At 70.6% G+C, this 8,478-nt stretch carries 9 protein-coding genes and 1 pseudogene; 1 reads left to right on the forward strand and 9 read right to left on the reverse strand.

Annotated features, from left to right (window positions below; translation table 11 throughout):
- The 3 genes from ABZ260_RS40365 to ABZ260_RS40375 all read right to left on the reverse strand — a co-directional run.
- Window positions 1–1,238, reverse strand: a 1,238-nt coding sequence (locus ABZ260_RS40365) for a protein kinase (RefSeq protein WP_355628177.1), incomplete at its 3' end; no start/stop codon positions are given.
- Window positions 1,235–1,540, reverse strand: coding sequence for a DUF2071 domain-containing protein (locus ABZ260_RS40370; protein ID WP_355628180.1), 306 nt, complete (start codon window positions 1,538–1,540; stop codon window positions 1,235–1,237). The genes ABZ260_RS40370 and ABZ260_RS40365, both read right to left, overlap by 4 nt.
- 24 nt (window positions 1,541–1,564) lie before the next feature.
- Entirely contained in the window at window positions 1,565–3,118 is a 1,554-nt protein-coding gene (locus ABZ260_RS40375; RefSeq protein WP_355628182.1) for an FAD-dependent monooxygenase, read from the reverse strand.
- A gap of 319 nt (window positions 3,119–3,437) precedes the next feature.
- Between ABZ260_RS40375 and ABZ260_RS40380 the strand changes: the two genes are divergently transcribed.
- Window positions 3,438–3,809 (forward strand): VOC family protein, encoded by a 372-nt coding sequence (locus ABZ260_RS40380; protein WP_355628185.1) that lies wholly within the window; start codon window positions 3,438–3,440, stop codon window positions 3,807–3,809.
- A 207-nt stretch (window positions 3,810–4,016) separates the two neighbouring features.
- Here the strand turns inward: ABZ260_RS40380 and ABZ260_RS40385 are convergent, their stop codons facing one another.
- The 6 genes and pseudogenes from ABZ260_RS40385 to ABZ260_RS40410 all read right to left on the reverse strand — a co-directional run.
- Complete coding sequence (locus ABZ260_RS40385; protein WP_350964825.1) at window positions 4,017–4,661, reverse strand: LysE family translocator; 645 nt, start codon at window positions 4,659–4,661, stop codon at window positions 4,017–4,019.
- A gap of 178 nt (window positions 4,662–4,839) precedes the next feature.
- Window positions 4,840–5,220, reverse strand: a complete 381-nt coding sequence (locus ABZ260_RS40390) for a hypothetical protein (RefSeq protein ID WP_350923749.1) — start codon at window positions 5,218–5,220, stop codon at window positions 4,840–4,842.
- 317 nt (window positions 5,221–5,537) lie between these two features.
- Window positions 5,538–6,638, reverse strand: coding sequence for a winged helix DNA-binding domain-containing protein (locus ABZ260_RS40395; protein ID WP_355628188.1), 1,101 nt, complete (start codon window positions 6,636–6,638; stop codon window positions 5,538–5,540).
- Between the two features lie 108 nt (window positions 6,639–6,746).
- A complete protein-coding gene (locus tag ABZ260_RS40400) occupies window positions 6,747–7,544 on the reverse strand; it encodes a GNAT family N-acetyltransferase (RefSeq protein ID WP_355628191.1) in 798 nt (265 codons plus the stop codon).
- Window positions 7,545–7,593: 49 nt separating this feature from the next.
- Window positions 7,594–8,178 (reverse strand): MOSC domain-containing protein, encoded by a 585-nt coding sequence (locus ABZ260_RS40405; protein ID WP_355628194.1) that lies wholly within the window; start codon window positions 8,176–8,178, stop codon window positions 7,594–7,596.
- A pseudogene (locus ABZ260_RS40410) lies at window positions 8,141–8,478 on the reverse strand (hypothetical protein); the annotation flags it as partial. The pseudogene ABZ260_RS40410 and the gene ABZ260_RS40405, both read right to left, overlap by 38 nt.

Below are 8,478 nucleotides of genomic sequence, written 5' to 3' on the forward strand. Positions count from 1 at the left end.
TGCAGGTCGACCGCGGCCGCGTTGTCCCCGAGCCAGTGGAGCTTCCGCGTCCCGGGGATGGGCACCACGTTGTCCCCCTGAGCCAGGGCCCACTCCCGGAGCCGGGGCCAGGCCCGCAGCAGGGCCGTCCGGGAGATCGTGACCTCGTCCCCGCCGGAGGTGACCAGGCCGGCCGCGGCGAACGCCGCCAGCACCTCGTCCGCGCCCGCCGGGAGTTCCGCCCGCTCGACGCGCCGGACCGTGTCCTCGCTGTCGGCGTCGACACCGACCATGCGCAGGAAGGCCTCGGCGACCAGTCCCCTCGACTCGGGCGTGAGCCGTGCGAAGACCTCCTCCGCCCGCGCGCCGAGCGACGGGTCGCCGGAGGGGGTACGGATCCCCGAGGCGGCCCTGGCCCCGGCCTTCAACGGGTCGGTCCCCCCTCCGAGCAGGCCCATCAGCAGTTCGCGGGCAGTGGGGCGGGAGGCGGGATCCTTGTCCAGCGCCGAGGCGACGAGGGCACGCAACGGGTCGTCGAGGTCGCCCAGATCGGGGTCGAGCGACAGGACTCGGTACATGACGGCACCCAGGCTGTCGGCCCGGAAGGGGTCGCGGCCGGTGGCCGCGAACAGGATGATCGCTCCCCACGCGAACACGTCGGCCGGCATGCCGGCGCGCTGCCCGGTGAGGACCTCCGGCGCCATGTAGGTCGGCGTCCCGGCGACCAGGCCGGTGGAGGTCAGCGACATCTCCACGGTCCTGGCGATGCCGAAGTCGATCACCCGGGGTCCGTCGGGACCGAGCAGGACGTTGTCGGGCTTGAGGTCGCGGTGGATGACCCCGGCCTCGTGGATCGAGGTGAGCGCGGTGGCGACGGCGACCGCGAGCCGGTGCAGGTCGGCACCACCGAGCCCGCCACGCTCGCGCAGGAACCCCCGCAGACTGGGCCCCTCGATGTACTCGCTGACGATGTACGGCTTCGGCGCCGCGAGGTCGTGGCCGAGCACCCTGGCGATGCAGAACGAGGCGACCCGCTCCGCGGCGGTCACCTCCCGCGCGATGCCGTGGTTCAGCCCGGGATCGCCGTAGAGGACCTTGACCGCCACCCGCAGGCCGTCGTCGTCATAGGCCTCGTAGACGACGCCCTGCCCGCCCGAGCCCAGGCGCCCGGCCAGCCAGTAGGCCCCCAACCGGACCGGATCCCCCGGTAACAGCTCGCCACTGCCCGCCATGTCCCCCCCGCTCCGTTTGATTTTCATACGGTTAGTCGAAGCGTGGGCGGACTTTGTTCACGCCCGACGGCCTCACCCGGAGACGACCCGCGGTCGTCGCCCGTCGCCGCCTCGCAGGCGGCGTTGGCGGCCTCCAGCCGCCGGCGCGCGGGGGCCGCCTCCCAGCTCGCGGCGATGTCGATACGCGTGCGGTCCCACGGCATGCCCCACAACCACTTCGGCACGGCGACCAGCGGATGATCGAGTCCGGTGCAGAAGAACCAGACCCGGGGTTCGCCGGCCGTCGTGACGTACACCCGGTAGTCGATCTGGCCGCAGCCGATGGCCACGGGGACGGCGCGGAACGAGAAGACCTATGCGGGGTCGCCGAACCAGGTGGCCAGCGCCTCCCGGAGGCCGAAGCTCACGGGGTCGCCCGTTTCCTCGTCAGGGGCCGTCCAGGCGACGTAGCCGTCCGGGCGGATCAGCAACCCGGCGGGGACCCGCCGCCTGGAAGTGGCGGTGACGACGTCCACCCGGTCCTTCCAGCCCGCCACCGTCTCATCCAGTTCGTCGCCCCCGCTGAGGTCGAGGAGGAGCGGCCGGGCGCCGTGCGTCAGGTCCGCGAGCCGCATGGTGCCCGCGTCCGTGACGAGGGAGAGATCCGGTGCCGAACGGCCGAGGAGGGGGTGCGGAACCGGACAGGAACTCCCCATGTCGTAGCGGATGTCCGAACCCGCCACGAGCTCGGCGATGTGCCGCCGGTTCTCCTGGTGTTCGAGCAGCTCGGCGAAGAGTGCGCGCAGCGCGGTGACCTCTTCGCCAGGAGCGAGCAGGGCGGCCTGCGCCCGGGTGTGCATGACGACCCGCCGGCCCACGGGGTGCCGTTCGCCGTGGTAGGTGTCGAGCAGTCCCGGCGGCGCCCAGCCGTGAACCTCGGCGGCGAGTTTCCAGCCGAGGTTCACGACATCCTGCAGGCCGAGGTTGAGCCCGGGACCGCCGACCGCGGAGTGGACGTGCGCGGCGTCCCCGGCCACCAGCACGCGACCGGCGCGATAGCGGTCGGCCAGGCGGGTGTTGCCGCCGGTGAGGCGGCGGAGCACATGGGGTCCTCGACCCGCGGGCGGGGTCATCGGCAGGTCGGCCCCGAGCACCCTGCGCGCGCTGTCACGCAACTCCTCCAGGGTCATCGGCACCCGTTCGTCGATCTGTCCCCGCCCCCACTCCATGGTGGTCACGAGGTGCACGCCCGGCTCGAACGACGCGAGGGCGAACACGCCGTGTGCGGTTCGGTGGATCATGAACGGCCTCCAGCGTGCCCCGGCCAGCAGCAGCTCGCCGGTCGCGGGGTCGAGCACCGAGGCGGGCAGGACTGCGTGGGCGCTGCGCGACACGACGTCCTCGGCGGTGACGCCGGGGAAGCCGATACCCGCCCGCTTCCGTACGACGCTGTGGGCTCCGTCGCAGCCGACCAGATAGCGGGTGCGCAGCTCGTAGTCTCCGCCGGGGGCGTGGACGGCGACCGTGACACCGTCCCCGTCCTGCGCCAGGTCCACCAGTTCGTGGCCGCGCCGGATCTCCACCCCGAGCTCCAGCGCCCGCTCCTGTAACAGCTGCTCCAGGCGGCGCTGCGGGATCGGGAGGATGTGCAGCGGGCCCGGGTCCAGCGCGCTCAGGTCCAGGTGCATGCCGCCGAACATGAAGAACGGCACGGGAACCGGGGGGTGTGAGGCGCCGGTGAACCGCCGGTACAGGCCCCGGCTGTCGAGAACCTGGACCACCTGCCCGACCAGGCCATTGGCCCTGGGCTCCTCGCCCGGCTCCGGCAACCGCTCCAGCAGCACCGGGCGGACGCCTGCCAGGCTCAGCTCGCAGGCCAGCATCAGCCCGTTCGGGCCGCCGCCGGCGATCACGACGTCAACGGACATCACAAACCTCCTTGATCGGATGAGGGAGCGGGCGCGATGGCACACCGCCCGCCGGGGGCCGGCGGAACAGCCATGGCCCGTATACGGCCACGCGTTGAAACCGTCTCGGTGCCCGCGCATCGCCCATGAATGTCAATATAGGTTGACACCAACTCTACGTCAACCCTAGTTGACGAGAGGCCTGCGCCTTCCCTCGAACGCCGGGGAGCACATCTGGAAGCACGGCCGCGACCGTGCCCGGTGGCCGTGTTCGCGTCAACGGCCGCGGCCGGGATCCTCCGGGTTCCCCCCTGCCGGGAATTGCTGCCAGGATCGGCACATGGTGAGGATCGGACAGGTGGTGCTGGGCGTCACCGACATGCGACGTGCCGTCGACTTCTGGACGCGGGCGCTGGACTACGCGCCCCGCGAGGGCGAGACCGGGGACGACTGGACCGTGATCGACCCGGTGGAGGGGAACGGCGTCCCGCTGGCACTCGACGTCAGCCGGACACCGGTGCACCGGCATCCCCGGATGCACCTCGACCTGTTCGTCCCCGACGCCGCCGGGCAGGCGTCAGAGGTGGAGCGGCTGGTGTCACTGGGGGCCGAACGGGTCGCCTGGGACCTCTACCCGGACGACCCCGACTTCGTGGTCCTCGCCGACCCCGAGGGCAACGTCTTCTGCGTCATCGACCTCAGTCACGGCTGAGAACCGGAGCGCGGCCACCCGGCCGGGCCCGCCCCACCCCGTATCCAGGAGGTTTCCCGCCAGGCAGGCCAGGCCGACTACGACATGGGGCTCCCGCACGAGCGCCTGGCGGCCCGGGTGTCACGCGCCGGAGGGGTTACCCCGGGCCGGGTCTCAAGGCGTATCTGGACGACATCGCGACGGGCCGGCACCGGCGAGAACGGCTCCCTAGGCGGCCACGGCGGGTGAACGGTCGCCGGCGATGCGAATGGCGAGGCCCGCGAGCACGGTGCCCATCAGGTAGCGCTGCACGCGCATCCAGGTGGGCCGCCGGCCGAGGAAGGTCGCGACCGAGCCCGCGGTCAGCACGATCATCGCGTTGACCGACAGGGCGATGACGATCTGGGTGGCTCCCAGCAGGAGGCTCTGGGTGCCGACGTCACCCCGGGCCGGATCGACGAACTGGGGCAGCAGCGACACGTACAGGATGGCGATCTTGGGGTTGAGCAGGTTGGTGACCAGTCCCATGGAGAACAGCCGCCGCGGCGGGTCCGCGGGGAGGGCGCCGGGGGCGAAGATCGGCTCACCGCCGGGCCTGACCGTCTTCCAGGCCAGCCAGAGCAGGTACCCGGCGCCCGCGAGCTTGACCGCGACGTAGACGGCGGGCACCATCGCGAAGATCGTGGCGATCCCGGCCACCGCCGCCAGCAGGTAGACCAGGAAGCCCGCCGCGACGCCCGCCAGCGAGATCAGCCCGGCCCAGCGCCCCTGCGTCACGGACCGCGACACCAGGTAGATCATGTTGGGGCCGGGAGTGAGCACCAGGCCGAGGGCGACTGCGGCGATACCCGCGAGGGCACTGACAGAGATCATGGGCACATCATCGAGCATCTCTCCGGCCGGGAGAACGGCCAATTTCCAGAATTGGCCTGATAACCATCGATCCCGGCCGCCGGCCGATCGGACCAGGGCCCGGGGACACCCTCGCCCCGGTGGTGAAGCCCCTGGCCGGGTTCACCCGGTTAAGGACATCCGATATGGCAGATGAATTCTAGTATCGGTAGTGATAAATGGCGTTGACGGTGGCATACGTGTTGAAGTCGGCATCGCCGTTGTAGTAGTTCCACCAGGCCTTTTCCAGGCGCGAGTCGACGACGGAACATCGGCTGGTGCGAGACCCACCACGCTTGATGGAGCCTATATAGACCTGCCCCTTTCCCACTACGCGCCCGTTGACCCGGAGGGTGCACTTGCCCCCCACCCAGTCGATGTGACGACGACTCTTGTTCGTGACGGTGACATGGATCACACAGGCGGTCTCACACCACCCGAAGCGCAGCTTGAGCCGGATTCCAGGGGCCTCTGCGGCTGCGGCCGAGGGAACCGCGACAAGCGCGGCGGCGCACAGGAGAGCACTTATCAGAGCGATCAAACGTCTCATGGCATGCCTTAATCCGGAAATCACCATATTTAACCGATAATTTCACATGACCCCATTTACCACAACGCTGTTCATCGATGGCCCGCCAGGGCCTCATCGAGGTTCTTCGCCCTGACAGCGCAGACCACGGACACACCTCGGGAAAAGGCGGCACGCCATTTCAGGGCACTCGCCCTTCACCACGAAAAGGCCGTCTCCGGCACCCCGCGCCGGCGGGTGGCGAGACCTCGCCTCAGAACTCCCCGAAGCCCCGGCACCGCCCACCTGACCCATCGGCCGGCGCGGCGGGGAGGCGGCGCGACCCGCGGTCAGGCCTCGCGGAAGCGGATGTCGCGAGATGACGCCTCAGGAGCGACGAAGTCGAGCAGGCGTGCTCCCTCGACCTCCAGGTCCGCCCGCTCCCCCGCGCTCACCGGCGCGAACAGCTCCACCTCCAGGATCGCCTCGCCCCGTTTCCCCGTCACCTTCCACATTCCCCGTACGAAGCCGTCGACCAGTACCGTCGCCTTGATGATGCCGTTGACCGTGAAGATCCGTCCCCGATACTCCTCCTCCGTGATCCGGGTCCTGGTCCGCGGGGCGAACGACAGCAGCGTGTTGTCGAACTCCGAGAGGTAACGCACCGGGGCAGGGGTCTCGGGGCCGGGGCGCGGCGCCTCGGGCAGGTCGAACAGCTCCGCGCCGTCCTCGGTCACGAAGGTCCGCAGGCCCATCCCGCGGACGATCTCCCCCAGACGGGTCATGCCCGACCACTGCTGGACGTCCATCACCGTGGCGGGACCGTAGGCGGCGAGATAGCGGCGAATCGCCTCCTCGGCGGAGGGCCGCTCCTCCTGCGACCGGCCCAGCCATGCCTCCGCGGTGGTGTGGGTGGCCTGACCCCCCACCCCCCAGATGCCTCTCGGCGGGACCTGCACCAGCGCCAGCGTGTTGCGCACCCCGGCGGCGAGGGCGTCGGCGGGGGAATCCGGCCACCGCTCCCGCAGCACCGCCCCGAGCTCACGGAAGGTCAGCGGACGCTCCTCCACCAGCTCGCGCCCCGCGGCGGTCAGCTCGTCCAGGTCCACGCCGGCCAGGCCCCTGCTGTGCATACCCCGCAGGCCCCGCGCCAGCAGCGGTCCCAGCAGCGGGCGAAGCACCAGGCAGTCGTCGGCGGTGACCAGGTGGATGGTGGAGCGCATCAGCGCCAGCCTCACCACCAGGCGCTCGTTGATCAACCGGGCGAGGTCGTCGTGGGCGAACCCGGCCAGGCGTGCCCAGAGCCCGACGTAGGGAGGGTTGGGGGCCTGTGCCTGCATACCGTACAGGTGCCGGACCGCCTCCAGCGCGGACAGCTCGGCGCGGGCCAGCAGCAGCTGCCGCCCCAGGGTGGCCCGGTTGAGCGCGCGCCGGCTGAGCACCTCGGGCATGCGTGTCCTCTCGTCGCGAGTCGCGGCGACGCGGCCTCGTCTTGATCCACTTCAAGCTACCAGAACGGAATAATTCATCCCATACTGCTTCCAGCGGGCGGTGCCAGGTCAGAGGGTCGGCGGCACCCACACGTACGGCGTCGTCGTCGTGATCGCCTCCAGGCCGAGCCTGGCCAGGATCGGACGGCTGGCATCGGAGGCGTCCACCTGCACCAGGCGGAAACCTCGCGCCACCGCCAGCTCCGCCCGGTACGACACCATCGCCCGGTAGATACCCCTGCCCCGCCACTCCTTCAGGGTCGAGCCGCCCCACAGGGAGACGAAGTCGGTGCCCTCGTGGAAACGCACCCATGCCGCGCACACCAACTGCCCGCCCGCCTCGGCGATCACCACCGTGCACGGATCTCCAGGACCGGCGAGCTCGCGCTCCAGCATGCCGGGCAGCCAGCCGTGGTCGGCATCCCAGACCGTCTCCTCCAGCTCGCGGATGCGCTCCAGGTCATCTCGCCCCGCCACCTCGCGCAGCCGCACCCCGGCGGGTGGCACATGGGCACCGGCCAGCTCACCGGCCTCGCCGACGAGCACCGTCTCCCGCTCCCCCGCCTCGAACCCGGCCACCGCGAGCCGCTCGGGCAGGTCGGCGGGCAGGTCATAGCCGTGGTACTTCCACTCGACCTCGCGCCCGACCCGGGTGAAGAAGTCCCGCTGGCGCGCGATGAAGGCGTCCAGCTCGACACCCTCCAAACCACCAAGGTCACGATATGTCAGGAAACCTTGGCCGTGGCCGTTCGACACGACCCTCAGCAGCGGCCCGATCCTCTCGGCCGTGCGACCCGGCATCGGCCGGGCCCGGAGCTGCTCGTCATATGCCCGGAGGTAGGCGGAAACCCGCGATGAGATGTCCATTGGAGACAGCCAACCACACACTTATCGGCTTCGACATGGCGTTATGGACCTAGACACGGTCCAGGCGCCGGTGCGGGAGCGGTGGCCGCTCCACCTCGATCGGATCGCCGGGCCGCACCTCACCGCCCGCCACCACCACGCCCATCACCCCGGCCCTGCGGACCAGCTCACCGTTCTCGTCCCGGCCCACCACCTGCCTGAGCAGGCCCTTCTGGAAACCCTCGATCTGCCCACAGGGATTGCGCAGCCCGGTCACCTCCACCACCGCGTCCCGCCCCAGTCTGAGCAGCGTCCCCACCGGCAGGCCGAGCAGGTCGACGCCCCGGGTGGTGACGTTCTCCCCCAGCTCTCCGGCGGCCACCGAGAAGCCCGCGGCCCGCAGTTCGTCGTGGAGCTCGGCCTGGATCAGATGAACCTGGCGCAGGTTGGGCTGGGTGGGATCCTGCGCCACCCGCGACCGGTGTTTCACGGTCACCCCGAGATGCGCGTCCCCCTCCACGCCCAGCCCGGCCAGCAGCCGGATGGCGGGTTCCGTGAACTTGCCGAAGGTGTGGGTGGCGCTACGGCTGACCGCCGTCACCAGGATGCCCCGGCCTTCAGGCCGGGGAGGAATCGGGAGAGGGAGGGCCGTCAAGGCCCGAGCGTGCTCTGACCGGTCGGTCATTTTGATCGACTTCTTTCCGGGTGGTGTAGCCGTAGCCGTCCGCGCGTTGAAGGTGACGGACGTGCCGGTGGTTGATCCCGGCGACGCGGCCGTGCCGGGTGGTGATGTCGAACGAGCCGGAGGAGCGGACCAGGACTCGCCCGGCGTGAACCCCGGCCTTCTTGCCTGCCGGGACGTTGGCCCGGACCAGGTCGCCGGTTTGGAAGCCGTGGTGCAGCTTGCTCCGTGGCCGGACAAGGCGGGGGAACCCGTATCGGGCGGGGGTGGTGC

This window comes from Streptosporangium sp. NPDC006013, assembly GCF_040614275.1.
GTDB lineage: Bacteria > Actinomycetota > Actinomycetes > Streptosporangiales > Streptosporangiaceae > Streptosporangium.

Bases quoted from the DNA above. Each gene is read 5' to 3' on its own strand.
- ABZ260_RS40380 (WP_355628185.1), top strand. From the start codon at position 3,438: ATGGTGAGGATCGGACAGGTGGTGCTGGGCGTCACCGACATGCGACGT.
- ABZ260_RS40385 (WP_350964825.1), bottom strand. From the start codon at position 4,661: ATGATCTCTGTCAGTGCCCTCGCGGGTATCGCCGCAGTCGCCCTCGGC.
- ABZ260_RS40400 (WP_355628191.1), bottom strand. From the start codon at position 7,544: ATGGACATCTCATCGCGGGTTTCCGCCTACCTCCGGGCATATGACGAG.
- ABZ260_RS40375 (WP_355628182.1), bottom strand. From the start codon at position 3,118: ATGTCCGTTGACGTCGTGATCGCCGGCGGCGGCCCGAACGGGCTGATG.
- ABZ260_RS40395 (WP_355628188.1), bottom strand. From the start codon at position 6,638: ATGCCCGAGGTGCTCAGCCGGCGCGCGCTCAACCGGGCCACCCTGGGG.